We start from the raw sequence: 24,085 nt of genomic DNA, 5'->3' as shown, positions 1-24,085 counted from the left end.
AACACGGGTCGGCGCGAGTGCCGGCCACAACTGAACACGAAAGGAACACACAATGAAATCTGTTGTACTCAGCGCCCTTGTCGCCGTCCTGCCGATGATCGCCGCACCGGCTTTTGCGGCGGATGAGATCAATGTTTCGAACGGGATCTCGGCCGGCGGTGCACCGCTGGCTGCTCACGGGGTCGATCTGGTTGCGCTGGTCACCGACGGCAACCCGGTCGAAGGGTTCGCCACGCATTCGGCCACCTATGACGGCGCGTCATACTACTTCACCTCGGCCGAGAACCGCGAAGCTTTCGAGGCCAACCCCGAAGCATACCTGCCGCAGCACGGCGGCTTCTGCTCGTATGGTGTTTCCGTGGGCAAGAAGTTCGATGGCGATCCGGATCAGTACCTGCTGGCCGATGGCAAGCTGTACCTGTTTCTGAACGCGGCAACTCGCGCCAAGTTCCTCGAAGACGTGTCCGGCACCGCCAAGACCGCGGATGACCAGTGGGCGAATATCAAGTCGATTGCGGTCGGCGAACTGTAATCGGACTGTCGCCAAGCGCTGTCCGCGGTCTCACCTTGCCGCGGGCAGCTTTCCTTGAACAACCGCGACCGCCTTTTCCAGCGCGGCCTCGATGCTCAGGTTCGAAGTGTCCAGAATTACGGCATCGTCGGCCGGTTTCATCGGGGCCGTGCTGCGCTCGGCGTCCCGCGCGTCGCGCTCGCGGACATCGGCCAGAACCTGCGCGCGCGTTATTTCCGCACCTTTGTCTGCCAGCTCCAGATAGCGTCGCTCGGCGCGCACTTCAGGGCTGGCGGTGACGAACAACTTCACCTCGGCCTCGGGGCAGATCACCGTGCCGATGTCCCGCCCGTCCAGCACCGCGCCGCCGGCCCGCCGGGCAAAGCTGCGCTGGAAATCGACCAGAGCTGCGCGCACCTCGGGGATCACGGCCACTTTCGACGCCGCCTGCGCGATCTCGGCGGTCCGCAGGTCGCCCTGCTCCAACTCCTCGGCCGTGAGGGACCGCGCCGCCTCGACCGGGTCGGTGCCGTCCAGCGTGCGCCGGCCGACCGCGCGATACAGCAGCCCCGTATCCAGATGCGCCAGCCCGAAATGCGCAGCCACAGCCTTGGAGATCGTGCCCTTGCCCGCAGCGGCCGGGCCGTCGATGGCGACGGTAAAGCTCATGTGCGTTCGACCTTGGCGCCAAGGCCCTTCATCAGCGGCTCGAAGATCGGGAACGAGGTCGCGATGGGGCTGCCGTCATCGACCGAGACCGCCTGTTGCGCGCCCATGCCCATCACCATGAACGACATGGCGATGCGATGGTCCAGAAAGCTTTCGCAGGTGCCGCCGCCGGGAACGCCGCCGATGCCCAGCCCGTCGACCGACCACCAGTCATCGCCCTCGTCAACCGTGACGCCGTTGGCCCGCAAGCCACGCGCCATAGCGTCGATGCGGTCGCTTTCCTTGACGCGCAGTTCCTTGACGCCGCCCATCATCGTCTTACCGGTGGCGTTGGCCGCAACCACCGACAGCACCGGGTATTCGTCGATCATCGAGGCTGCGCGTTCGGGCGGAACGTCGATGCCCTTCATGTCGGGCGAATATCGCGCGCGCAGGTCGGCGACCGGCTCGCCGCCTTCTTCGCGCATATTCTCATAGGTCAGATCGGCACCCATCTCGCGCAATGTGGTGAACAGGCCGGCGCGCGTGGGGTTCAGGCCGATGCCCGGCACCAAAACGTCCGATCCCGGCGTGATCAGCGCCGCACAGACCGGGAAGGCCGCGCTGGAGGGGTCTCGCGGCACGGCGATCACCTGCGGTTTCAACTCGGGCCGTCCGGTTAGTGTGATGACCCGGCCTTCGTCGGTGTCCTCGACGGTGATTTCGGCGCCGAACCCGGCCAGCATTCGTTCGGAATGGTCACGGGTGGCTTCCTTCTCGATCACCACGGTCTTGCCGGGCGCGTTCAGGCCGGCCAGCAGAACGGCGGATTTCACCTGGGCCGAGGGCACCGGCACTTCGTACCAGACCGGCACCGGATCGGTCGCGCCGACGATGGTCATGGGCAGGCGCCCGCCCGAGCGGCCCACGGCCTGTGCCCCGAACAGGGCCAGCGGATCCGTCACCCGCGCCATCGGGCGTTTGTTCAGGCTGGCGTCGCCGGTGAAGGTCGCGCTGATCGGGCTGGTCGCCATCGCGCCCATGATCAGGCGCACGCCCGTGCCCGAGTTGCCGCAGTCGATCACATGATCCGGCTCGGCAAAACCGCCCACGCCGACGCCATGCACCGTCCATTCGCCATTCCCGTGCGAGATCACCTCGGCCCCGAAGGCGCGCATCGCCTTGGCGGTGTCCAGAACGTCTTCGCCTTCCAGCAGGCCCGAGATCCGGGTCTCGCCCACGGCCATCGCCCCAAGGATCAGAGAGCGGTGCGAAATCGACTTGTCGCCCGGCACTTCGGCTGTGCCGGTCAGCGGGCCGCAGGGATGCGAGGTCATCGGGATGGGCGTGCCGTGTCCGGACATGAGGGCTCCTTTTGCGCTATCAGTGCCCCTGCCGATTAGCGAATTGGCGCCGCAGCGTCCAGCCGCAATCACCCGTTGCGGCGGAAGGTCAGGTAGTGCGGCGTGCGGCCTTCACGCAGGGCCTTCTGCTCGTAGCGGGTAGAAATCCAGTCGTCCCACGGCTCGCGCCAATCCTCGGGGCCCTCGGCCAGCCATTCGAAACCGGCGCGGGGCACCTCCTCGAGCGTCTGGCGGACATAGTCCGGGATGTCGGTCGCCACGCGGAAAATCGCGCCGGGTTTCAGCACACGCGCCAGCGGGTCCAGATGCTCGGGCGTCACGAAGCGGCGGCGGTGGTGCCGCTTTTTGGGCCACGGATCGGGATAGAGCAGAAACGCGCGCGAGATACTGGCATCGGGCAGCACGTCGAACAGGTCGCGCACATCGCCGGGATGTACCGCCAGGTTGGTCACTTCGGCCCGGCGGATCTTGCCCAATAGCATGGCCACGCCGTTGATGAACGGCTCGGCCCCTATGATGCCGATATCGGGGTTCTGCTGCGCCTGATGCACCAGATGCTCACCACCGCCGAACCCGACCTCAAGCCATACCGGCTTGCCGCCGAACAGCGGGTCCAGGTCGATCGGGGTGCGGTCGGGGTTGCTGTCCCAATCCACCGCGCCCGGCGACAGGGCGGCCAGGTCCTCGGACAGATAGGTCTTTTGGCTGGGCTTCAGGGTCTTGCCCTTGAAGCGGCCATAGAAGTTTCTGCGGGGGCGTTCGGGTGACTGGGTGCTCATGCCGGTGCCCTTACTGCGGTGGGGTTTGCGTTGCAAGGGGAGGGCCGTGCCGGAGGGGCGACCTTCGAAACGAAAAAGGCGCGCCACATCGGACGCGCCTTGCCGTGTTTGATTTCCCGGTGCTGGCTCAGACAGCCTTTTTCAAGGCCTCAACCAGATCGGTCCGTTCCCAGCTGAAGCCGCCGTCCGCATCCGGCTCGCGCCCGAAGTGCCCATAGGCCGCCGTGCGCTGGTAGATCGGCTTGTTCAGCTGCAGGTGTTCGCGGATGCCGCGCGGGGTCAGGTCCATCACCTGTCCGACCGCCTTCTCGATCTCGGCGTCGGCAACCTGTCCGGTGCCGTGGGTGTCAGCGTAGATCGAAAGCGGCTTGGAAACGCCGATCGCATAGCTCAGCTGGATCGTGCAACGCTCGGCCATGCCGGCGGCCACGACGTTCTTCGCCAGATACCGCGCGGCATAGGCCGCCGACCGGTCGACCTTGGTCGGGTCCTTGCCCGAGAACGCCCCGCCGCCGTGCGGGGCCGCACCGCCATATGTGTCGACGATGATCTTGCGTCCGGTCAGACCAGCATCCCCGTCCGGGCCGCCGATGACGAACTTGCCGGTAGGGTTCACATGCCATTCCGTCTGGTCGCTCAGCCAGCCATCGGGCAGAGATTCGCGGATGTAGGGCTCGACGATCTGGCGAATATCGTCCGAGGTCAGCGCCTCATCCAGATGCTGGGTGGACAGCACGACCGAACTGACACCGACTGGCCGCCCGTCACGGTAGATCACCGACAGCTGCGATTTGGCATCGGGACCCAGAGCGGGCTCAGACCCGCTCTTGCGCACCTCAGCCAGACGGCGCAGGATGGCGTGTGCATATTGGATCGGAGCCGGCATCAGGGCTGGGGTTTCGGTAGTGGCATATCCAAACATGATGCCCTGGTCACCGGCGCCTTCATCCTTGTCAGCAGACGCATCGACCCCTTGGGCGATGTGCGCGGACTGTTCGTGCAGCAGGTTCGTCACCTCGACCGTTTCGTGGTGGAACTTGTCCTGCTCGTATCCGATGTCCTTTATGCAAGCGCGGGCGATCTCTTCGATCTTGCCCATGTAGTCGTGCAGTTTTTCCTGATCCGACAGACCGACCTCGCCGCCGATGACCACCCGATCAGTGGTGGCAAATGTTTCGCACGCGACACGCGCTTCGGGCTCTTCGTTCAGAAAGGCATCCAGGACCGCATCTGAAATTCGGTCGCACACCTTGTCGGGATGCCCTTCGGAAACGGATTCCGAAGTGAAAATGTAGTTCTGTCGGGACATGAAAGCGCTCCATTAAGATTTCCCCGTCACGCCAGGAAGCCGTTGTGACAGGCATTCGACGGGATACGCCCGAAGAAACAGGGGGTCAATCGATAATTATGCACTGCCAAACCGAACGTTGCGCCCAAACAGCAGCAGAAGCACCAACAATAGCCCAAGCGTCGGCCCGTCGCCGGTTCGCGCATACAGTGTCGGAGGCAATGGCGCCGGAAGGTTAGCATCCACGAAACCCGCCTGACCCAAAGGCAGGGAGGCGATTACGTTGCCATAGGGATCGACCATCGCCGAAACACCGGTATTTGCCGACCGCGCCAGCGGCAGACCCTGTTCGATGGCCCGCATCCTTGCCTGCGCCAGATGCTGGAATGGTCCTGTACGGGTCCCGAACCAGGCATCATTGGTTATCTGCAGAAGGAAATCCGGGCGTTGCGGTGCCGCCGAGACATCCTGCGGAAAGATCGCCTCGTAGCAGATCAGCGGCAGCGCCAGACCCAGCTCGCCGGCGTTCAGCATCGCCGCTCCGGGCCCGGCGCTGAAGCCACTTCCCGTGGTCGCGGCCATACCGTGTATTCCGAACCTTTCCATCAGATCGCCAAAGGGGACATACTCGCCGAAGGGCACCAGATGATGCTTGTCGTACAGGCCGGTCTGACGCCCCTGCTCGTCGAGGTAGATCATCGAGTTGTAGATGCGCGGCCCGTCTCCGCGTTGGATACCTAGGATGACGGGCGTTCCCTGAGCAGCCTCGGCAATCGCTTCCAGATAGGGACCCGCACTTCCCAGCCACGCCGGAACCGACGTCTCGGGCCACACGATCAGGTCGGGGCGCGGTTCGGCGGCAGTGAATTCAATCTGTCGAGCAAAAAACAGCGGGGCAAAAGACGGATCCCATTTCTGCTCTTGCGGCGCGTTGGGCTGGACCAGACGAACGATGTGACCGCTCTCTGCAACCCTCGGGCGGTTGCTGGCTTGAACCAGCGCCAAACCGGCAAAGATGACAACCGCCACGACGGGCCAAAGTAACGCGTTGCCGTTGCGAGGACCGGCGACGGCAGCGCCCAACGGCAGGGCAAGCAAAAAGGTCGCGGCCCCAAGGCCATATGGACCAACCCATGCCAGGAGTTGCCCGGCCGGGGCATCCACCCAAATCTGTGCCATTCCCGCCCAAGGAAACCCGGTCAGAACGTAGCCGCGTGCCATTTCAACCAGCGACAGGGTAAGGGCCAGAACGATGACCTGCCGCGGCCCCACCTCTCGGGTTCCGCGCGCGAGCCAGAAAGCGAACGCCCAGAACAGGGCCAAGCCAGCAGCCATGAACACAAGCGCAAAAGGGGCCATCCAGGCATAACGCTCAGCGTCGATCTGAAAGGGCTCGATGATCCAGCTCAGGGCATTGGCGAAGTAACCGGTTGCGAAAGCCCAGCCCACCCATGCCGCGCGAGCGCGCGTGGCACTGGCCAGAAACAACGGCGCGACGGATGCAAGCGCAATGCAGGTGATTATCCAATAGCCATACGGCGCCAAGCCAAAGGCCGCCAACGCGCCGAGTATCGCGGCCAGTACCACGCGCAGCCAATGCGGCCACCGCAAGGCAGGATTCATGCAGCCATATCCGGCAGCATCACCCGCAGGCGCTTGATGCGCCGCGGATCCGCGTCGATAACCTCGAACTCGGGGCCTTCGGGGTGCAAAACCACCTCACCGCGAGCTGGAACCCGCCCAGAAAGCATGAAGACCAGCCCGCCCAGGGTCTCGATCTCTTCCTCGTCCACATCCTCGTGGCTGGTCAGCGACCGGCCGATTTCGGCCTCGAAGTCCTCAAGCGGCGCCTTGGCCTGAACGATATAGCACCCGGGCTTTTCTTGCACCCACAGCTGATTTTCGTCGGCGTCATGCTCATCGGCGATTTCTCCGACGACCTGTTCGATCAGATCTTCGATCGTGACAAGCCCGTCGACGCCACCATATTCATCGATCACCAACGCCATGTGGCGACGCTCGGTCTGCATCTTGGTCAGCAAAACACCGATCGGCATCGAAGGCGGGACAAACAGCAACGGGCGGAGCATCGAGATCAGATCGAATTCCGCCGATCCACCGTTGAACCCATGCGTCAGGGCAAAATCCTTGAGGTGAACAAAGCCCAGCGGCGTGTCCAGCGTCCCCTCGTAGACCGGTATTCGGGACAGACCGCTATCCCGGAAGACCTGGGCCAGTTCCTCTTTGGTGATGGTCGAAGGCACGGACACGATGTCGGCGGAAGGAATTGCCACATCCTCGATCCGCATGCGCCGCAGATTGATCATGCCGCGTGGCTGAGGGGTCACGGCCTCATTCCCGTTCACGACGACTTCGGCGTCATCCTCGGCGGAAGAAAAAGCATCAAGAATACGAGAGAAAAGCCCGCTTTTCTCTTTGGTTTCATCGCTGCTCTGCGAGTGCGCGCTCTGCGCCGCTCCAGAACTGCCGTCAATATCGCCCATTTTCCTGTTCCAATAGATCGGGCACCAAGGCCCACATTACCCATTATATGGGTCATCAATACCCAATTTGCCAAGTATCTCGACCTCGGCACGTTCCATCAAAGTGGCGTCAAGGTCACGAATGTGATCATACCCCAGTAAATGCAACACTCCGTGAACCAGCAAATGGGTCACGTGGTCATCCATGGATTTCCCGGCCTCCTGAGCCTCGCGCCAGCAAGTGTCATACGAAATCGCGATGTCACCAAGCGCGATGTCACCCGTAAAATCCGGCTGGGGCACGAGCGGTGTGCCGCCGGGCTGATCCGCAGCAAGGTCCTCGGCGGGCCAGCTCAGCACATTCGTCGGCGCAGGCTTTTCACGAAATTCAGCGTTCAACTCGGCAATCCGGGCGTCGTCGCAGCCCAGAACGCTGACTTCGCACAAATCGGCATCCACACCGCAATGCGCCAGCGTCGCGGCCACGGCCTTGCGCGCCAACGGCTCAATACCCTGCCAACGCGGGTCTTCGATCGTGATTTCCAAGTTCATCTCGTGACGCTCCGAGGCCGATTTGCCCAGGTCCGACGGTTCAACCCGTTTCCCGGCCCGAGTCGGCCTCATACGCCTCGATGATCGCGGCGACAAGCGGATGGCGCACCACGTCCTTGGATGTGAAGTAGTTGAAGCTGATATTCGGGATCGTCTTCAGCAGCCGCTCGGCATCCGCAAGCCCCGAAGCCACGCCGCGCGGCAGATCCACCTGCGACCGGTCGCCGGTGATCACCATCCGGCTACCCTCGCCCAAGCGCGTCAGGAACATCTTCATCTGCATCGTCGTGGCGTTCTGGGCCTCGTCCAATACAACGAAGGCATTGGCCAGTGTCCGCCCGCGCATGAACGCCAGCGGGGCGATTTCGATCCGCTTTTCCTCGATCAGCTTGGCCAGTTGCTTGCCAGGCAGAAAGTCATTCAACGCGTCGTACAGCGGCTGCATATACGGATCGACCTTGTCTTTCATGTCTCCGGGCAGGTAACCTAGCTTTTCGCCGGCTTCGACGGCTGGGCGGCTGAGGATGATTCGATCCACATGTCCGCCGATGAACATCGACACACCCACGGCCACAGCAAGGTAGGTCTTGCCCGTTCCCGCCGGGCCGATGCCAAAGGCGAGTTCGTTGTTGAACAGCGACTGCACATAAGCCTTTTGCGCGTCAGTACGGGGTTCGACCAGCTTTTTGCGGGTCTTGATTTCGACAGTTCCACCCTTGAACATTTCAAGCTGGTCGCCATCACGCGAGCCGGTTCCGGCTTCAGAATTGCCCATCCGCAATTCGCGATCAACGTCGGCAGCTTCGACGTCGCGCCCGCCTTCCAGCCGGGTGTAGAGAGCCTGCAAAACCTCGATCGCCTGCTTCTGAAGCTCGTCTTCGCCCATGACGACCAGTTGGTTGCCGCGTCGCACGATCTGAACGGACAGTTTCCGCTCGATCTCGGCCAGATTGCGGTCGTATTCGCCGCAAAGATCAATCAACAATCGGTTGTCAGGGAATTCAACAAACGCCTCGTTCGCGGGCATTTCATCTTGCGGTGGGGTAAGGGCACCGATGGCCAATCCGTTCTCCTGTCTTGGCGTTGTCACCCCAAGCGTAGACAACAAGAGTCGGTCGGCGCAAGCCACAGATTCAAAAATCTGAGCAACTGATCGCAAATCGGTCAGGCGGAAAGGAATTCACGGCCCGGCGCAATGAAATCTCAGGCCGGAATCCGCCCTTGGGATCAGAACTTGTAGTTCAACCCGACGCGAATCCCCTGGTAGCTGGGCGTGGATTTGGTCGAGAACCCCGAGCCAAAATCGACGACCTTCGACTGGAACTGCACATATTCGAATTCGCCGGTGACGGACCAATTGTCGTTCAATTGATGCTCGGCCCCGATGCTTGCAACGAATCCGTTGCGTCGGTCATCGCTTGCGAAAGGCTGAGTGGTGCCGCCGCTGGACAGGCTGTTGGTCGTTTCAATTTCACCCTGAACGAACCCGACGGTAACGAAATACAGAACCGAACCGCTGGGGTTGGTCAGCCCGTTCTTGAACCGCAACGACAGCACATCCGATATCTCAGAACCGCCCTGAACGGTCGTGGTGCCTATCTGCGTGGTGACACTGTCATCCAGCGAAGCGAAATCGTACCCGATCTCGAACCCGTAGACGTAATCGCGCCCGCCACGCGCAGGCAGAACACCGCGCCAACCGCCCCGTATTCCGCCATAGGCACCGCTCAGGTCAAGTTTGCCGATAGGAAAGGTGCCCGCATTGGTGGCCAGCCCGAACTGGTCTGTTCCGCCTGATCCATACCCGGCGCTGAACCCCAGATAGAAGGCGCTGACGTCTTTGGAATAGCGCTCCGGCCCCAACACGACCGGATCGGAAACGGCGCCGTCCAAATCCCCCGCATGAGTGGGAATACCTGCGCTGGCGGCCAGCAATAGGCCGGCCAGAACACGGCCCACCCCTGTTTGTCGAATACCTGCCTGACGTGTCACTCGTACCCTCCATTGCGGTGCCCGGACGACCCGAAGCCCCGCCGATGTAAAGCCCGAAGGCCACCTGAAACACGGCCCCGAGAAATCTGGCTATTCTCCGACCATAGTTCCAAGCGATAAATCAAGGGTAAATTTTGGAAACAAACGCCACGAATGTTGCGTGAGCGGTGAAACGCAGCCCTGTCACAGCACCTCGCCGGCCAGTGAATTGGCGCCCGAGGCCGTGATCCGGACGTTGCGAAGATCTCCCGCCGAAAGATCGGCTCCGGAAACGTGGACAGCATGCAGATACTCGGACTTGCCAACCATCTGTCCGGCCAGACGCCCGGGTTTCTCAAACAGAACCCGGACTGTCCGACCAACCATGGCATCCTGGATCTCGCGCTGGTGCCGGGTGATCAGAGCCTGCAAGCGTTGCAGACGGTCGTCAGCTTCCTGCGGGTCGACCTGCGGACGCTCGGCCGCAGGCGTGCCCGGCCGGGTCGAATACTTGAACGAATACGCATAGCCATAACGGACCTGCTCGACCAGATCCAACGTGGCCTGGAAATCCTCTTCGGTTTCTTCGGGGAAGCCCACGATGAAATCGCCCGACATCAGGATATCGGGGCGCGCTTCGCGGATCCGCTCGATCAGACGCAGATAGCTTTCGGCCGTGTGGCTGCGGTTCATCCGCTTGAGGATCTTGTCCGAGCCGGACTGTACCGGCAGGTGCAGATAGGGCATCAGTTTTTCGCAGGTGCCGTGCGCCTCGATCAGGTCGTCGGTCATGTCGTTGGGATGCGAGGTTGTGAACCGGATGCGCTCCAGCCCGTCGATCTTGTCCAATTCCCAGATCAGCCCGGCCAAAGTCATGTCGCCATCGGGGCCGGCCCCGTGATAGGCGTTGACGTTCTGGCCCAGCAGCGTGATCTCACGCACGCCGCGCTCGACCAGGTCCTGCGCCTCGCGCAGGATGCGGTCGGCGGGGCGGCTGACCTCGGCCCCGCGAGTATAGGGCACGACGCAGAAGGCACAGAACTTGTCACAACCTTCCTGCACGGTCAGAAACGCCGTCGGGCCGCGTTTGGCCTTGGGACGGTTCTTGAGTTTCTCGAACTTGTCCTCTTCGGGGAAATCGGTATCCAACGCCTTTTCGCCCGCACGCGCCTTGGCCTCCAACTCGGGCAGGCGGTGGTAGCTTTGCGGGCCGACGACCAGATCGACCAGCGGCTGCCGACGCATGATCTCTTCGCCCTCGGCCTGCGCCACACAACCGGCCACGCCGATCTTCAGATCGGGCTTTTCGGCCTTCAACCCCTTGAACCGGCCCAGTTCGGAATACACCTTCTCGGCCGCCTTTTCGCGGATGTGGCAGGTGTTCAGCAGGATCATGTCCGCATCTTCGGGCGACTGCGTTTCCACATAGCCCTGCCCGCCCAACGCCTCGGACATGCGTTCGCTGTCATAGACGTTCATCTGACAGCCATAGGTCTTGATATACAGCTTTTTCGGTTCGGACATGGGCTGGGCCTTTTGCGTTCGCTGGATCGGCGTCGTCTATACGCATCGAACGCCGCTTGCAATGCTGGCGCAATTACCCGAATTTGACGGGTATTTCCAGCAAGGCAGGCTACAAGCGGGCAATGAAATACGAATCCCTCGACCACTTTCTGAAATCGGGCCGGGCCGCGTTGACCAAGGGGCCGGTCGCATTGGTTTTTGCCGAAGACGATGTCGAGCTTGATGGGACCTTGCGCCATCACTTGGACTTGGGGTTCAAATCCGTGATCGTATTTGCACCGGCCCAGTTTTCGATCCTGCCTGAAATCTTGGACCGGGTGCACCGGGTCACGATGCGCTGCTCGCCCAGAAACGTGGTGTTCGACACCATAAATCGCGTCATTCAGGCGGCGCCAAACATCTGGCTGTACTACTGCTACAACTCGGAATACCTGTTCTTTCCGTTCTGTGAAACGCGCACGGTCGCAGAGATGCTGGCCTTTCACGCCGAGGAGCGGCGCGACGCGATGCTCTGCCACGTGATCGACATCTACGCCGACGACCTGTCCGCCTATCCCAACGGCGTGGCCCCGGATCATGCGATGCTGGACAGCACTGGATATTATGCTCATTCCCGGCACGACCGATCGGGACAACCGCTGGAGCGTCAATTGGATATGTCGGGTGGCCTGCGTTGGCGGTTCGAGGATCACATCCCGTATGAACGGCGCCGGATCGACCGGATCGCGCTGTTCAAAAGCTGCAAGGGTCTGACCCTCCAACCCGATCACACCTTTAACGAACCCGAGTACAACACCTATGCCTGTCCCTGGCATCACAACCTGACGGCCGCAATCTGTTCGTTCCGCGCCGCCAAAGCGCTGAAAAGCAACGCGGGATCGACCTTTGATATTCCCAGTTTCCGCTGCCCGTCCTCGGTTCCTTTCCAATGGAACTCGCACCAGTTGCTGGACCTTGGCCTGATGGAACCTGGCCAGTGGTTCTGAGCGGGCCGGAACGGCTCAGCGATTGAGCAGAACCGGGAACCAGTCCTCGCGCAACCGTTGTCCAGCCCGCATGTCATGCCCCGGAAACGGCGGCGACGTCCGGCCCGGACGCTCGACATACCGGGCGTCATCCCCGACCAGCCGCAGCGAGAAGGCGCGGCGCCGGCTGTTCGACTGGTTTCCTCGGGCACCATGCAGGGTTCGAAAGTTGAAGGCGACCGCATCGCCGGGTTCCATGTCGAACTCAACGATCCGCATCCCTTCGGCCTCGGGGTCTGGTACCGCGATGTACTGGCCCTCGTCAGGAAAGAAACCCTCCTCCGAAACCCAGCGCGTCGGCAACACTTCCTTTTCCCACAGGTGAGACCCCGCCACGCACCGCAGAGTCGCCTGCGTCACCGGGTCGAGCGGCGACCAGAAGCTTATCGTCTGACGCCCTTCCACAAAGTAATAGGGCCCATCCTGATGCCACGGCGTGGCCATCGAGGTGCCGGGCTCCTTTACCAGAACGTGGTCATGGAAAATCTGGACCGAACGGGACTCCATCAGGTCGGCAGCGACCTCGGCAACCGGAGAGGCTTGAATGACCTGCCGAAACTCGGGGATGCGAGACCAGTTGCAGTAGTCGTCAAAGAAACGGCCGGTTTCGCCTTCTTTCTTGTTTTCCGACGCATATGGCCCGGGATCAGCCATGTTGCGAGCCACCCCTTCTCGCAAGGCATCGACGTGATCGGCGAACAGGCCCTTGACCAGAACAACCCCGTCATTGCGATAGGTTTCGATCATCTCCGGTGAAACAAGAGGGTGTGGCATTTCGGTCTCCGTCATTTGCTGAGGCCGATTTGCACATGTCCGGCACCCCTGTTCAAATCATATCTTTCAAAATAAGCATTAACTCCATGTTATATATCACCTTGCGCCAATACGAATATGTTTGCGCCATTGGGCGACACGGAAGCCTGTCCGCCGCGGCACAGCACCTGAACGTTTCGCAACCTGCGCTTTCAAACGCGCTGACCCGGGTCGAAGAACACCTGGGCCATCCGCTGTTCTCGCGCCGACGCGGCGCGGCAATGTCGCTGACGCCTCAGGGGCGCAAGTTCATCGACAAGGCCGAAGCCTTGCTGACGAGCGCTGCCCGGATCGAAGAGGCGAAAGCCCTGGTTACCGGAACAAGCCGTTTGAAGTTGGGTTGTTTTGTAGATCTTGCACCGTTCCTGCTGGCGCGGGCAATGCAAACGATCAGGGACACCCTTCCCGATATCGTTCTGACCAACGGTGTTGACACTTTCGAAGGCTTGATCAGCGGATTGACCGACGGCCGTTTCGATCTGGCGCTCACCTATGATCTGGGCCTCGATGCCGGTTTCTCACGCCACAAGCTGCTGGACAGTACGCCAAACGCGCTGGTCAGTCCCGCGCACCCTTTGGCCGGGCAAGGCAGCGTTTCACTTGCCGAGCTTGAGCAATACCCGCTCATACTGTCCAAAGAAGGTCTGTCAGCGCAGCATGTCCTGGGCTTGTTCCGGCGTCATGGGCTGCACCCCAGCGTGTCCTACCGCGCGGAATCGCTCGAGATCCAACGCAGTCTTGCGGCCCATGGTGAAGGGGTGGGCATCAGCTATGCCAGTCCGCAAAACGGCCTCAGCTATGATCGGATGCCGCTGCTGAGCCTGCCGATCAGCGACCCCGATGCAACCGAGGCCGTGATTCTGGCTCGTCACGGCACCGGCCCTGCGGACACGACAGTCGCCGCTGCTGAACAGGCTCTGGTTAGGTCGCTTGGGAAACTGTGATCAGCGCTTTTTGCGCAGCCGGATGACAACGTCCACCGACGCGATCTCGACCCCGGCCGGTGCTTCGGGCAGACGCTGGATAACCAGTTGGTCGGACGGCGCATCGCTCAGGCGGCCCTCGTCCTCCCAGAAGAAATGCGGGTGGTCATGGGTGTTGGTGTCGAAATAGCTTTTTGAGCCGTCCACGGTGATTTCCTGCAGAACGCCGGCATCGCAGAAGGCGCGCAGGGTATTGTAGACCGTTGCAAGGGAAACGGCATCGCCCTTGTTCTTGGCCGACTCGAACAGGCTTTCGGCGGTGACATGTCGGTGGCGGCCATCGCCCACCAGCAATTCGGCCAAGGCCACACGCTGGCGCGTCGGGCGCAGCCCGGCGTCAACCAACCAGTTCGTAGCGATGTCCCGGCTTTGAGCTGTCATGAAACCATTACCCAATTTCCCCTGCCCCAATATATAAGTGCCGACCACCACCAATTTCAAATGAAATTCATTCGCAACCAGCGGCTCCGGCGGGCCGGATGTGTTCGGGTGGTCTTGCAGGACCTTGCAAACGGGTGATAGACGAGGCCAGATTGAATAAACAGACCCCTGGCAGGAGACGCGGCAGAATGGCCCAATTCCCAAGCAGCTTTGACAAGGACGACCTGCTGAAATGCGCCCGCGGCGAACTCTTCGGCCCCGGAAATGCTCAGCTTCCGGCTCCCCCGATGCTGATGATGGACCGCATCACCGACATTTCAGGCGACGGCGGCGCGCACGGCAAGGGGCATGTCGTGGCCGAATTCGACATCACACCGGACCTTTGGTTCTTCGATTGCCACTTTCCCGGAAACCCGATCATGCCGGGTTGTCTGGGTCTTGACGGACTGTGGCAGCTGACCGGTTTCAACCTCGGCTGGCGTGGCTGGCAGGGTCGCGGCTATGCGCTGGGTGTGGGCGAAGTGAAACTGACAGGCATGGTGCGCCCTGACCGCAAGATGTTGACCTACTACGTGGACTTCACCAAGGCAGTCCAGACCCGCCGCCTGACCATGGGTGTGGCGGATGGCCGGGTCGAAGCGGATGGCGAAGTCATCTATCAGGTCAAGGACATGAAGGTTGCATTGTCCGAAAGCTGACCCCAGCTGATTGACAGTCAACAGGGAATGGAACACAGGAGAACGCAAATGCGTCGCGTCGTCGTCACCGGTTTGGGGGTTGTCTCTTCCATCGGGAACAATGCCGAAGAGGTTCTGGCCTCGCTCAAGGCGGGTAAGTCCGGCATCGAGGCCAGCGAGCAGATGGTCGAGCACGGCTTCCGCAGTCAGGTTGCAGGGACGCTCAAGATCGATGTGTCGGAACAGGTCGACAAGCGCACTTTGCGGTTCATGGGGCCAGGTGCCGCGTATGCCCATATCGCAATGAGCCAGGCAATCGCTGACGCGGGTCTGAGCGAAGATCAGGTCGTCAATCCGCGTACCGGCCTTGTTGCCGGGTCCGGCGGACCGTCCACCAGCGCCATGCTGACGGCGCACCAGACCGTTCTGAAAACCGGCGCAACCAAGCGCATCGGACCGTTTGCCGTTCCGAAATGCATGTGCTCGACGATCTCGGCCAACCTGGCCACCGCCTTCAAGATCAAGGGCATCAACTACTCGATCACCTCGGCCTGTTCGACGTCGTTGCATTGCATCGGAAACGCGGCCGAGCAGATCATGCTGGGCAAACAGGACGTGATGTTCGCCGGTGGCGGCGAAGAACTGGACTGGACCCTGTCCTGCCTGTTCGATGCGATGGGCGCGATGTCCTCGAAATACAACGACACGCCCGAAAAAGCCTCGCGCGCGTTCGATCAGAACCGCGACGGATTCGTGATCTCGGGCGGCGGTGGCATCGTCGTTCTGGAAGAGCTGGAACATGCTCTGGCCCGGGGCGCGAAGATCTATGCCGAGGTGACGGGATATGCCGCAACCTCGGACGGGCACGACATGGTCGCGCCCTCGGGAGAAGGTGGAGAGCGCGCGATGCGCCTCGCCTTGTCCACCCTGCCGGAAGGCCGCAAGGTCGGCTACATTAACGCCCACGGGACCTCGACACCGGTCGGAGATGTAGGCGAAGTCGAAGCCGTCCGCCGGATTTTCGGCGAGGGCAATGTGCCGCCGATCTCCTCGACCAAGTCGATGACCGGCCACGCTCAAGGTGCTGCCGGCGCGCTCGAGGCGATTTTCTGCCTCTTGATGCTGCAGCATGATTTCATTGCGCCGTCGATCAATGTCGACACGCTGGCCGAAGGCATCCAGCCCGGCGAAATCGCAACTGAGGTTGTTGAAAACGCAGGTTTGGACAGTGTCATGACCAATAGCTTCGGCTTTGGTGGCACCAACGGTTCCATGATTCTGTCCAAGTATAACGGGTGATTATGATGTCGGATTCTATGAAGGGTAAGCGCGGTCTGATCATGGGCGTCGCCAATGATCGGTCGATCGCCTGGGGCATTGCCAAGGCCATGCACGAGGCAGGCGCTGAACTGGCATTCACCTACCAGGGCGAGGCTTTCGGAAAACGGCTGGAACCGCTTGCACAGAGCTTGGGCAGCGACTTCATGGTCGATGCGGACGTGACCGATGACGCATCGCTGGACCGGGCCTTCGACGAACTGGCCGCCCGTTGGCCAACGATTGATTTCCTCGTCCACGCCATCGCCTACTCGGACAAGACCGAGCTGACCGGGCGGTTTCTGAACACCACGCGGGCGAATTTCAAGCACTCGCTGGATGTCTCAGCCTATTCATTCATCGAAGTGGCCCGTCGCGCCTATCCGATGATGAAGGAAAACGGCGGGACGCTGCTCACGCTGACCTATCAGGGTTCGAACAAGGTCGTGCCGAACTACAATGTCATGGGTGTTGCAAAGGCTGCTCTGGAATCGGCGACGCGCTATCTTGCGAATGATCTGGGCCCCGACGGGATCCGGGTCAACGCCATCTCGCCCGGACCTATGAAAACCCTGGCCGGCGCGGCCATCGGGGGGGCTCGCAAGACCTACAAGTTCTGCGACCAGAACGCCCCGCTGCGATCGAATGCTACGCTCGAAGCGGTTGGCGGAACGGCCGTTTACCTTGCGTCGGACGCAGGGGCCTGCACCACCGGTGAAATCATTCGCGTAGACGGCGGTTTCCACATCTTGGGAATGCCTCAGCCCGACTTCATGTGACGCGATCTTTCCCTGTCGTTGCCAAGATTTTACCAAACTTCCGCGGCAGGGATATCACATGAGCAAACTAGACCGGATAATCGCGACCAATTCGCGTGCATCTCACTCTCGTCGCAAGACCGGAGTGCTCAGCAGCCGCGCGCGTACGCTGCTGCTGACCCTGACGACATTGTTGGTATTGTGGATCTTCTATACCCAACCGCAGCTTCGTGAGGCGGTTGGGTCATTGTTGGGCGGCTGAACGCGCGCTGATCAGTTGATCGAAACGACCTCGATGTCGAAGATCAGATCCTGGCCCGCCAGCGGGTGGTTTGCGTCCAGGGTCACCGTTTCTTCGTTGGCGTCCACCACGGTCACAGGCAGCGCCTGACCATCAGGGGTCTGCATCTGCAGCTGGGTGCCGGGGTCCAGCGGGATGTCGTCCGGGATGCCTTCGCGCGGGACGTCCTGGCGCATAGCGGGATTGATCGGCCCATAGGCGTCCTGACAATCCACTTCGACCCGCTTCTTCTCGCCGATTTCCATACCCGGCAGAGCGGCGTCCAGACCGGGAATGATCTGGCCGGACCCCACGGCGAACTCAAGTGGATCGCGTCCTTCCGAGCTGTCGAAAACGTTGCCGTCCCGCAAAGTTCCAGTGTAGTGAATGCGAACTGTGTCGCCTTGTTTGATTGCGGTCATGACTGTCTCCGACCTGAGTTTGGAATGAGCGGTCCAACCTAGAGACTGACCCGGCAATGTAAACCCTTTTACGCTTTAACCCGCGCATGGCCTGTGCCAACCTGCCCCGGAAGATGGGGAGAGGCAGATGGCGATCACAACCTGCGTTTTCGATGCGTACGGAACCCTTTTCGACGTGGCCGCAGCCGCACGTCAGGCGGCCGCCGAACCGGGCCAGGATGCGCTGCGTGACAAGTGGCCTGAACTGGCCAACCACTGGCGGTTGAAGCAGCTGCAATACACGTGGCTGCGTGCTGTGGCGGACGCACATGCCGATTTCTGGGACGTAACGCAGGATGGCCTGGACTGGGCGCTCGAGGCGACAGGCTTGCAGAGGGACCCAGCGCTGCGGCAGAGACTGCTGGACCTGTATTGGGAACTGCAGGCCTATCCCGAGGTTCCCGCCATGCTGAAGGCGCTCAAGGATGGCGGGATGCAGACCGCGATCTTGTCCAACGGATCGCCGCCCATGCTGGAAGGCGCGGTCAGATCTGCGGGTATCGGCGGCGTATTGGACGACATTCTGTCAGTCGAAAGCGTCGGCGTCTTCAAACCGCATGCACGGGTCTATGATCTTGTGTGCGACCGTTTCGGGTGCGAACGATCGAACGTTCTGTTCGTCAGCTCGAATGGTTGGGACGCCGCCGGAGCCAGCGGGTACGGGTTCGTTACAGCCTGGGTCAACCGCGCCGGCGAGCCGATGGACCGATTGCCGTGGACCCCGGCGCATGTCCTGTCCGACCTGACCTCGATCCCGGAACTGGCGGGCGTTTGATGCCGCAATTCACGACGTCTGACGGTCTGCGCCTGACCTACGAAGAAACAGGCAGCGGCAAGCCGCTGCTGTGCCTTGCCGGCCTGACCAGAAACAGCCGGGATTTTTCCTTCTTCGCGCCGCACGCCAACGGACTGCGTGTCATTACGATGGACTATCGGGGGCGCGGCGACTCGGATTTTGATCCGGATTATCGCAACTATTCCGTTCCGCGCGAGGCACAGGACGTGATCGAGTTGCTGGATCACCTCAAGCTAGATCGGGTCAGCATCCTTGGCACCTCGCGTGGCGGGTTGATTGCCATGACCCTCGCCGCAATTTGCCCCGAACGTCTGAGTGCCGTCATTCTGAATGATGTGGGCCCCGAAATCGAACCGTCGGCCATCGGGCGCATTATGGATTATGTCGGCAAGGCTCCTGCCGCAACAACGCTGGAACAGGCCGCTTTTGCGCTGAAACAGGCAATGGACCCGCAGTTTCCGGGCGTATCGATTGAAACCTGGAGAAAGCAGGCCGCATTCCAATACGAAGAAACCGGCACCGGCCTTCGGTTGCGCTATGACCCCGCATTGAGAACCGCGTTGAAAGAACAGATTGCAGCGGGCCCGCCCGCTGATTTGTGGCCATTGTTCGAAGCCCTGAACCCGCTTCCCACCGGAGTGATCCGTGGAGCGAACTCGGACTTGCTGAGCGCCGAGACCCTTACAGAGATGCACCGGCGTCACGCGGGGCTGATTTCGGCTGAAGTGCCCGACCGGGGCCATGTCCCATTTCTGGACGAACCGCAGTCCATTACCGTCATTCGCAAAGTACTGGATTTGATATGAGCACAATTGACCTGATCGAAGCCGCTGCCGTGCGCCTGCAAGGGCACGCGCGCGAAACCCCGATCCTCACATCGCCGTTTCTGGACGACCTTGCCGGGCGGAGCGTTCTGGTCAAGCCCGAGTGTCTTCAACACACTGGAAGCTTCAAGTTTCGCGGCGCGTGGTCTGCGATTTCCGCCCTGGATTCCGAGGCTCGCAAACGCGGGGTGATCGCGTATTCATCAGGCAACCATGCGCAGGGCGTGGCGCATGCCGCTACGCTTCATGGTGTTCAGTCCGTCATCATCATGCCATCCGACGCACCGGCTCTGAAAATCAAAAACACTCGCGCGTTGGGCGCCGAGGTCATCCTATATGATCGCGCCAATGAAAGCCGCGAAGAGATCGGCGAGGCGTTGTCCCGGGAGCGCGGTCTTACGTTGATCCGCCCGTATGACGAACCGCAGGTGATCGCCGGTCAGGGCACCGTCGGCCTCGAGGTGGCGCGGCAGGCGCGCGATCTCGGTGTGACCGACGCCGATGTTCTGGTATGCTGTGGTGGCGGTGGACTGACCTCAGGCGTGGCACTTGCCCTGGAAAAACATGCGCCGGGTCTCAGGGCGCGCCCCTGCGAACCCGAAGGATTCGACGATGTCAAAAGATCCCTGGCCTCGGGGTCCGTTCAGACCAACAACGCAGCCGCAGGCAATATCTGCGACGCGATCCTGACACCGCGGCCCGGTGATATTACCTTTCCGATCCTCCGTCGCCTCTGCGGACCGGGATTGGCGGTATCGGAAGACGAGGCTCTCCGCGCCATGGCCTTGGCGTTCCTGCGCCTCAAGGTCGTTCTGGAACCGGGCGGGGCAGTCTCGTTGGCGTCGGCGTTGTTCCGCAAGAACGAGATCCAGGGCGACGCCGTTATCGTCGTGGCATCGGGCGGGAATGTCGATCCGCAGGTCTTTGCCCGCGCGTTGGAATTCCTTACCTGACAACGGGTTAGGACAGATGCAATAAATCGCGGCGTAAACTGTCGGAATGATCGCAGCAGAAAAGGCTGACCAGATGCACATCGCTGATTTCGGAGATGTTCAGATTCACTATCGCCTGGACGGTGACCCGGATGGTCCACCTTTGGTTTTTGCCAATTCGTTGGGCACCGACATGCGCTTGTGGGACCCCGTGCTACCTCTGCTTCCCAAAGGTCTGCGCATCATCCGCTATGACAAACGGGGGCACGGCCTGTCTTCGCAACCGGATGGTCCCTATTCGATGGGAAGTCTGGTGCGCGATGCCGAGCGGCTTCTGGACTTTCTCGAGGTGCGGGATTGCGTCTTCGTCGGCCTGTCGATCGGCGGAATGATCGCGCAGGGACTGGCCGTCAAGCGGATGGATCAGATCCGGGCGATGGTCCTGTCAAACACGGCCGCCAAAATCGGGACGCCCTCTATGTGGGCCGATCGGATGGCCGCCGTTCGTGCAGGTGGGATCGAGGCGCTGGCCGACGCAACCATGGAGCGCTGGTTTTCGAAAGCATTTCGGGATACCCCCGATGTCGAGCTATGGCGCAATATGATGGTACGCCAACCGGTGCAGGGGTATCTGGGCTGCTGTTCCGCCATCTCCGGCACGGATTTCTATACGCCAACCAGCGGGCTCAGACTGCCGACGCTGGGAATTGCGGGCTCGGAAGATGGCTCGACCCCTCCCGATCTGGTGCGCGAAACCGTCGACCTGATCCCCGGCTCCCGGTTCGAGCTGATCCGCAAGGCCGGGCACCTGCCCTGCGTCGAGCGGCCCGAGGTCTACGCCGAGCTGCTGAACGCTTTTCTGCGAGAAACCGGACATATCTGAAGGAGGTCACGGTGGCGGAATTTCTTCTTGTTCACGGGTCTTGCCACGGCGCATGGTGCTGGCGCGATCTGATACCGGAACTTGAGAATCTGGGGCATTCGGTCCGTGCGATCGACCTGCCCAGCCATGGATCGGACCCGACCCCAGTATCCGAGGTTACGCTCGAGACTTGTCGAGATGCGGTTTTGAATGCCACGACCCCGCAAACGATTCTTGTCGGCCATTCCTGGGGCGGCTACCCGATCAGTGCGGCCGCCGAATTCGCCCCAGACCGGATGCGGGCCCTGATCTATGTCTGCGCCTACGTGCCGGTCCCCGGGCTGTCGATGATAGAAATGCGCCGGCGTGCACCACGACAGCTGATTGGCGATGCGGTCGAGAAATCGGCAGACGGACTGTCCTACAGCGTGTTGCCGGACCGGGTGCAATCCCTCTTCTACCACGACTGTCCGGCCGACGTTGTCACCTATGCCCTGGCCCGCCTGTGCCCGCAGGCGATCCGCCCGCAGGACACGCCGTTGGACCTGAGCGAGCGTTTTGACGGAATTCCCAAGGCCTATATCCGCACTATGGATGACCGGACAATTCCGACTGAATACCAGGAAGAGATGAGCCATTGCGCGCCGCCCGAACTGCGCCTGACGATCGACAGTTCCCATTCTCCATTCTTCTCGCATCCCGCGGATCTGGCCCGCCAATTGGACGCAATCGCTACCCGCGTCTGAGATCCGGCCGGGTCAAAGCTGACGTACCGTCAGTCGAGATTTTCGCCTCGATCACAAAAGACCGGGTTACAACACGACAGGCGGGCGACTAAGGTCCTGCAAAATAAGTCATTCGTGCGGTTTCATGCGTCTTCCTTTTCTGTTCGTCCTCGGCACTGTCATGATCGATGCCATGGGCATCGGACTGGTCATGCCGATCATGCCTCAGCTGATCGTCGAGGTTCAGGGCGGCTCTCTGGCATCGGCAGCCATCTGGGGCGGGATCCTCAGCACGGCCTTTGCTGCGATGCAATTCCTGTTCGGTCCGGTGCTGGGCAACCTGTCGGATGCTTACGGACGCCGCGCGGTCTTGCTGGTTTCCCTGTTTGTCATGAGCTTGGACTACGTGGTCATGGCCATGGCCGGCAGCATCTGGCTGCTGCTGATCGGCCGCATCGTGGGTGGCATCACCGCGGCCACCCACTCAACCGCAGCGGCCTTTATGGCGGACGTTTCGAAACCTCATGAAAAGGCCGCCAATTTCGGTCTCATCGGAGCAGCTTTTGGTGTGGGTTTCGTCCTCGGCCCTTTGATGGGCGGATTGCTGAGCGAATACGGAACCCGCGCCCCGTTCTGGGCGGCTGCCGGGTTGTCATTTGCGAACTTCCTGCTGGGCCTCGCCGTCATGCCTGAGACGGTCACGGACAAAAACCGCCGCGGATTCCGCTGGCACCGCGCGCGTCCTGACAGCGCATTACGTGCCATCGCCGCCCTGCCCGGCATCCGACCGTTGCTATGGGTATACTTTTTGTACTCGGTATCGATCTACGTCTATCCCGCCATCTGGTCATACTTCACGACCGAGCGTTTCGGTTGGTCACCGCAGATGATCGGGTTGTCACTCGCGGTCTACGGATTGGGCATGGCGGCAGTTCAGGGCGGCTTGATCCGCCCCGCTACCCGCCACTTGGGAGAGCGGACCACGATCGTTTGGGGCATGATCTTCGAGATCGTCAGCTTTCTGGCCCTGGGTTTTCTCACAAACGGCACAATTGCGTTGATGCTGATTCCGATCACCGCACTGGGCGCCGTCGTGACGCCGGCCCTTCAGGCACAGATGTCACGTGCAACCCCGGATTCGCAGCAGGGAGAGCTTCAGGGGGTTCTGGCCGCGCTCCACGCGCTGTCGATGGTGATCTCCCCGTTGGTGATGACCACCGTTTTCGCCCAATTCGCGCGCGTTGATGCAGCATTCTACCTTCCAGGGGCCCCGTTCCTGTTGGCATTGCTGCTGATGCTGGCCGGATTCGTCCTGTTTCTGCGCGCACATCCCAGCGAAACGTAACAACGACACGGGAATGACGGTTTCAGCCTTGCGGACCGCAGATTCCCGCGTCACCGTGGCCCAAACCAAACGAGGGATCCATGCAGACCATCAAAGCCGCCGTATGCCGCGCCTTCAACGAACCGCTTGTCATCGAAGACATCCAGATCGCGCCGCCCGGCATGGGCGAGGTCGAAGTCACGTTGGATGCGGTGGCGATCTGCCATTCTGACATCACCTATGCCAGCGGCGCTTGGGGCGGGTTTCTGCCCGCCGTCTACGGGCACGAGGCCGCCGGTGTGATCTCGGCCGTCGGAGAAGCCAGCGGAGGATTCAAGGTTGGCGATGCGGTCGTGGTGACCCTGATCCGCGCCTGCGGGTCCTGCCCGTCCTGCGCCAGCGGCAAGCCGGTGATCTGCGAAACACCCTATGACACCGTCAAGGGCCCGCTGCGCACTGCGGATGGCGGGCCGCTGGAACAGGCGATGGCCTGTGGCGCCTTTGCCGAAAAGGTCGTGGTCAGCCACCGCCAGATCGTCAAGATACCCGACGCGATGCCCAAGGACGTGGCCAGCCTGCTGTCCTGCGGGGTGATCACCGGCGTGGGGGCGGCGGTCAACGCCGCGCAGTTGCGCCCGGGTCAGGATGTCGTGGTCATCGGCGCGGGCGGTGTGGGCCTGAACGCCATCCAGGGCGCGCGGCTGGCAGGGGCCCGGAGGATCGTGGCCGTCGACATGACCGAGGAAAAGCTGGAAATCGCCAAGGAATTCGGCGCCACGCATGGGGTTCTGGCCACGCTGAAAGAAC

Annotated in this window: 27 protein-coding genes and 1 riboswitch; of the genes, 14 read left to right on the top strand and 13 right to left on the bottom strand. The window is 61.4% G+C overall.

The window, feature by feature from the left end:
- Window positions 1-52: 52 nt before the first annotated feature.
- Window positions 53-532: a YHS domain-containing (seleno)protein gene (locus AC2FM5_RS04105; RefSeq protein ID WP_170357085.1), complete on the top strand. Its 480-nt coding sequence runs from the start codon at window positions 53-55 to the stop codon at window positions 530-532.
- 30 nt (window positions 533-562) lie between these two features.
- On the opposite strand, the gene cmk is transcribed toward AC2FM5_RS04105, so the two are convergent.
- From cmk to miaB, 10 genes are all read right to left on the bottom strand, one after another.
- Window positions 563-1,180 carry a (d)CMP kinase gene (cmk, locus tag AC2FM5_RS04100; protein ID WP_496734054.1) on the bottom strand — a complete coding sequence of 206 codons (618 nt, stop codon included), beginning with the start codon at window positions 1,178-1,180 and terminating at the stop codon, window positions 563-565.
- Window positions 1,177-2,523: a 3-phosphoshikimate 1-carboxyvinyltransferase gene (aroA, locus tag AC2FM5_RS04095; RefSeq protein WP_496734052.1), complete on the bottom strand. Its 1,347-nt coding sequence runs from the start codon at window positions 2,521-2,523 to the stop codon at window positions 1,177-1,179. The genes cmk and aroA overlap by 4 nt, the downstream gene beginning before the upstream one ends.
- Before the next feature lie 68 nt (window positions 2,524-2,591).
- Complete coding sequence (gene trmB / locus AC2FM5_RS04090) at window positions 2,592-3,302, bottom strand: tRNA (guanosine(46)-N7)-methyltransferase TrmB (protein ID WP_496734050.1); 711 nt, start codon at window positions 3,300-3,302, stop codon at window positions 2,592-2,594.
- A gap of 127 nt (window positions 3,303-3,429) precedes the next feature.
- Window positions 3,430-4,611 carry a methionine adenosyltransferase gene (gene metK, locus AC2FM5_RS04085; protein ID WP_170434363.1) on the bottom strand — a complete coding sequence of 394 codons (1,182 nt, stop codon included), beginning with the start codon at window positions 4,609-4,611 and terminating at the stop codon, window positions 3,430-3,432.
- Between the two features lie 5 nt (window positions 4,612-4,616).
- A riboswitch (SAM-SAH riboswitch) is annotated at window positions 4,617-4,665 on the bottom strand.
- Window positions 4,666-4,707: 42 nt separating this feature from the next.
- A complete protein-coding gene (gene lnt, locus AC2FM5_RS04080; protein WP_496734048.1) occupies window positions 4,708-6,213 on the bottom strand; it encodes an apolipoprotein N-acyltransferase in 1,506 nt (501 codons plus the stop codon).
- Complete coding sequence (locus AC2FM5_RS04075) at window positions 6,210-7,094, bottom strand: hemolysin family protein (RefSeq protein WP_170340440.1); 885 nt, start codon at window positions 7,092-7,094, stop codon at window positions 6,210-6,212. The genes lnt and AC2FM5_RS04075 overlap by 4 nt, the downstream gene beginning before the upstream one ends.
- 36 nt (window positions 7,095-7,130) lie before the next feature.
- On the bottom strand, window positions 7,131-7,625 hold the full coding sequence (gene ybeY / locus AC2FM5_RS04070; protein WP_170357078.1) for an rRNA maturation RNase YbeY: 495 nt from the start codon (window positions 7,623-7,625) through the stop codon (window positions 7,131-7,133).
- Between the two features lie 40 nt (window positions 7,626-7,665).
- Entirely contained in the window at window positions 7,666-8,688 is a 1,023-nt protein-coding gene (locus tag AC2FM5_RS04065) for a PhoH family protein (protein WP_093964591.1), read from the bottom strand.
- 164 nt (window positions 8,689-8,852) lie between these two features.
- On the bottom strand, window positions 8,853-9,617 hold the full coding sequence (locus tag AC2FM5_RS04060) for an outer membrane protein (RefSeq protein ID WP_170441537.1): 765 nt from the start codon (window positions 9,615-9,617) through the stop codon (window positions 8,853-8,855).
- A gap of 183 nt (window positions 9,618-9,800) precedes the next feature.
- Complete coding sequence (gene miaB, locus AC2FM5_RS04055) at window positions 9,801-11,120, bottom strand: tRNA (N6-isopentenyl adenosine(37)-C2)-methylthiotransferase MiaB (protein ID WP_496734044.1); 1,320 nt, start codon at window positions 11,118-11,120, stop codon at window positions 9,801-9,803.
- A gap of 122 nt (window positions 11,121-11,242) precedes the next feature.
- On the opposite strand from miaB, the gene AC2FM5_RS04050 reads away from it, so the two are divergent.
- Window positions 11,243-12,106 carry a glycosyltransferase family 2 protein gene (locus AC2FM5_RS04050; protein ID WP_170339870.1) on the top strand — a complete coding sequence of 288 codons (864 nt, stop codon included), beginning with the start codon at window positions 11,243-11,245 and terminating at the stop codon, window positions 12,104-12,106.
- 15 nt (window positions 12,107-12,121) lie between these two features.
- Here the strand turns inward: AC2FM5_RS04050 and AC2FM5_RS04045 are convergent, their stop codons facing one another.
- On the bottom strand, window positions 12,122-12,919 hold the full coding sequence (locus tag AC2FM5_RS04045; RefSeq protein WP_170598866.1) for a phytanoyl-CoA dioxygenase family protein: 798 nt from the start codon (window positions 12,917-12,919) through the stop codon (window positions 12,122-12,124).
- A gap of 86 nt (window positions 12,920-13,005) precedes the next feature.
- Between AC2FM5_RS04045 and AC2FM5_RS04040 the strand changes: the two genes are divergently transcribed.
- Complete coding sequence (locus AC2FM5_RS04040; protein WP_496734041.1) at window positions 13,006-13,902, top strand: LysR family transcriptional regulator; 897 nt, start codon at window positions 13,006-13,008, stop codon at window positions 13,900-13,902.
- Here the strand turns inward: AC2FM5_RS04040 and irrA are convergent, their stop codons facing one another.
- Window positions 13,903-14,322 (bottom strand): iron response transcriptional regulator IrrA, encoded by a 420-nt coding sequence (gene irrA / locus AC2FM5_RS04035; RefSeq protein WP_170364932.1) that lies wholly within the window; start codon window positions 14,320-14,322, stop codon window positions 13,903-13,905.
- Between the two features lie 188 nt (window positions 14,323-14,510).
- On the opposite strand from irrA, the gene fabA reads away from it, so the two are divergent.
- Genes fabA through AC2FM5_RS04015 form a run of 4 tightly spaced genes read left to right on the top strand, consistent with a single transcriptional unit; the run spans window position 14,511 to window position 17,336 of the window.
- The gene (gene fabA / locus AC2FM5_RS04030; protein WP_093964585.1) at window positions 14,511-15,020 is read left to right on the top strand and encodes a bifunctional 3-hydroxydecanoyl-ACP dehydratase/trans-2-decenoyl-ACP isomerase; all 510 of its coding nucleotides are present in this window, start codon (window positions 14,511-14,513) and stop codon (window positions 15,018-15,020) included.
- A 48-nt stretch (window positions 15,021-15,068) separates the two neighbouring features.
- Complete coding sequence (gene fabB / locus AC2FM5_RS04025; RefSeq protein ID WP_170339862.1) at window positions 15,069-16,298, top strand: beta-ketoacyl-ACP synthase I; 1,230 nt, start codon at window positions 15,069-15,071, stop codon at window positions 16,296-16,298.
- A gap of 5 nt (window positions 16,299-16,303) precedes the next feature.
- Window positions 16,304-17,095 (top strand): enoyl-ACP reductase FabI, encoded by a 792-nt coding sequence (locus AC2FM5_RS04020; RefSeq protein ID WP_093965010.1) that lies wholly within the window; start codon window positions 16,304-16,306, stop codon window positions 17,093-17,095.
- A gap of 58 nt (window positions 17,096-17,153) precedes the next feature.
- Window positions 17,154-17,336: a hypothetical protein gene (locus AC2FM5_RS04015; protein ID WP_170357073.1), complete on the top strand. Its 183-nt coding sequence runs from the start codon at window positions 17,154-17,156 to the stop codon at window positions 17,334-17,336.
- A gap of 11 nt (window positions 17,337-17,347) precedes the next feature.
- On the opposite strand, the gene AC2FM5_RS04010 is transcribed toward AC2FM5_RS04015, so the two are convergent.
- On the bottom strand, window positions 17,348-17,776 hold the full coding sequence (locus tag AC2FM5_RS04010) for an FKBP-type peptidyl-prolyl cis-trans isomerase (protein ID WP_170339858.1): 429 nt from the start codon (window positions 17,774-17,776) through the stop codon (window positions 17,348-17,350).
- Between the two features lie 127 nt (window positions 17,777-17,903).
- Between AC2FM5_RS04010 and AC2FM5_RS04005 the strand changes: the two genes are divergently transcribed.
- The 7 genes from AC2FM5_RS04005 to AC2FM5_RS03975 form a co-directional block, all read left to right on the top strand.
- Complete coding sequence (locus AC2FM5_RS04005) at window positions 17,904-18,590, top strand: haloacid dehalogenase type II (RefSeq protein WP_170390854.1); 687 nt, start codon at window positions 17,904-17,906, stop codon at window positions 18,588-18,590.
- Window positions 18,590-19,417 (top strand): alpha/beta fold hydrolase, encoded by an 828-nt coding sequence (locus AC2FM5_RS04000; protein ID WP_496734039.1) that lies wholly within the window; start codon window positions 18,590-18,592, stop codon window positions 19,415-19,417. Before AC2FM5_RS04005 ends, AC2FM5_RS04000 begins: the two co-directional genes overlap by 1 nt.
- Window positions 19,414-20,388: a threonine ammonia-lyase gene (locus tag AC2FM5_RS03995; protein WP_170357070.1), complete on the top strand. Its 975-nt coding sequence runs from the start codon at window positions 19,414-19,416 to the stop codon at window positions 20,386-20,388. The genes AC2FM5_RS04000 and AC2FM5_RS03995 overlap by 4 nt, the downstream gene beginning before the upstream one ends.
- A gap of 73 nt (window positions 20,389-20,461) precedes the next feature.
- Entirely contained in the window at window positions 20,462-21,250 is a 789-nt protein-coding gene (gene pcaD, locus AC2FM5_RS03990; protein WP_170357069.1) for a 3-oxoadipate enol-lactonase, read from the top strand.
- An 11-nt stretch (window positions 21,251-21,261) separates the two neighbouring features.
- Window positions 21,262-21,975, top strand: coding sequence for an alpha/beta fold hydrolase (locus AC2FM5_RS03985; RefSeq protein ID WP_496734038.1), 714 nt, complete (start codon window positions 21,262-21,264; stop codon window positions 21,973-21,975).
- Window positions 21,976-22,099: 124 nt separating this feature from the next.
- Complete coding sequence (locus AC2FM5_RS03980) at window positions 22,100-23,299, top strand: TCR/Tet family MFS transporter (RefSeq protein ID WP_093964576.1); 1,200 nt, start codon at window positions 22,100-22,102, stop codon at window positions 23,297-23,299.
- Window positions 23,300-23,379: 80 nt separating this feature from the next.
- The coding region (locus AC2FM5_RS03975; protein ID WP_496734037.1) for an alcohol dehydrogenase catalytic domain-containing protein at window positions 23,380-24,085 on the top strand (706 nt) is incomplete at its 3' end.

Source organism: Ruegeria sp. BHSA162, assembly GCF_059613385.1.
The sequence above is the reverse complement of the archived record's forward strand: the minus strand, read 5'-3'. Positions and strand labels throughout refer to the sequence as shown.